Source organism: Bartonella sp. ML69XJBT, assembly GCF_028618515.1.
In the GTDB taxonomy this organism is placed as follows: Bacteria; Pseudomonadota; Alphaproteobacteria; order Rhizobiales; family Rhizobiaceae; genus Bartonella.
Genome location: NZ_JAQITB010000075.1, coordinates 2,035 through 3,147 on the forward strand (window position 1 = coordinate 2,035; position 1,113 = coordinate 3,147).

At 37.4% G+C, this 1,113-nt stretch carries 1 protein-coding gene; it reads right to left on the bottom strand.

Annotation, left to right across the window (positions count from 1 at the left end; genetic code table 11):
* The coding region (locus PVV68_RS09860) for an N-6 DNA methylase (protein ID WP_273782998.1) at nucleotides 1–1,113 on the bottom strand (1,113 nt) is incomplete at both ends.

Here is a 1,113-nt window from a genome sequence, read left to right on the forward strand (position 1 = left end):
GTAAATACTCGTAAACTCTTTGGCTAAAGATTTCCGTAAACCGTCCATTGTAGACTTTTCTATGTAACCAGAACCAGAAACAAAGCCGATTACCCCAGCATTATCAATACGGTCACTTGCCCAACGAATGGCGCGGATATAACTGTCATAGAGCGCTTGCATATTAGTTGCTTCTGAATGAGCTATATAAGTTTTACGGATACGATTATCTAAAATCGGATAGGGTGTGTTTTTTGCATTATCATTGGCATTTTTTTGTCCTACAGAATAAGGGGGATTTCCAAAAATAACTTTGATATCGAGTTTTTTCTGAAGTTCTAAATATTCACTGTTTTCTCTGAGTATACCTTCCATAAGGTCTTTTTCTTTAAGCGTTTGAAACGTATCAGCCAAACCAATATGCTTGAACGGTATGTAATCTCCTTTCACAAGACTATGATAGGTCGATTCAATGTTAATGGCTGCTATGTAATAAGCTAAGAGAACAATCTCATTGGCATGGATATCATGACGGAACTTATATTCCATATCCTCTGGTTTGATGAGATTGGATTGTAATAACCGTGTGATAAAGGTACCTGTTCCTGTAAAAGGGTCAAGAATAGAAACACCCCGTGAACCTAGGCTTTTTCCAAACTCATTGCGTAAGACATCATCAACAGAATGAATGATAAAATCAACAACCTCAACGGGGGTATAAACAATCCCAAGCCTATCGGTAGTTTTCTTAAAAGCCTTGGCAAAAAAACTTTCATAAAGCTTGATAATAAGATTCTGTTTTGCGTGAGTTTCGGTAATCCCTGCTGTACAGAACGTGACACTTTTGTAAAATTTATCAAGATCTTTGGTTTTTTCTTCAATATTCGTTTTATCCAGTTCTCTTAAGATCTTGTCCATGGCTTGCGAAATGGCATTGTTTTGCACAAATTCATTGCCCTCAAACAAAGCTTCAAACACGGGACGTGTCACAAGATGCTGTGCTAACATCTCAATGGCTTCTTCTTGCTTGATTGCACTGTTTACGTTGTTCTGTAATTCCTTATGAAAGGCATCAAAAGCATGAAAGGCTTCACTGGTTTCATCAGCAAGTAGATTTTGAAGATGCGTAATATG